The 242-nt window shown below is 40.9% G+C and carries 1 pseudogene; it reads right to left on the bottom strand.

Features of this window, described 5'->3' with window-relative positions:
* Nucleotides 1–242: pseudogene (locus tag HMPREF3047_RS10845) on the bottom strand (adhesin); the annotation flags it as partial.

The raw sequence follows: 242 nt of genomic DNA, 5'->3' as shown, positions 1-242 counted from the left end.
TTTAAATTAATATTTAAGTTATTTAATGTTGGGTTATTAATATCAACAGACGCAGTAGTTCCCTTGGTCATAGAAGCATTACCTGCTGGCCTATACACCACAAAGGTTCCGTCCGGCATTTGCGCTTTCCAACAGCCCACACATTTACCTCCGTATAATTTTTCACCTTCGACTCGTTCCATTAGTGTAGGTTTCCTGCCTAAATATCGACGTGCAAAAGCCTCGGCTGTTTGATTCGGATT

Origin of the sequence: Neisseria sp. HMSC075C10, assembly GCF_001815615.1 — a bacterium.
Lineage (GTDB): Bacteria > Pseudomonadota > Gammaproteobacteria > Burkholderiales > Neisseriaceae > Neisseria > Neisseria subflava_A.
Note: the sequence above shows the minus strand (reverse complement) of the source record. Positions and strands in the feature narration are given on the sequence as shown.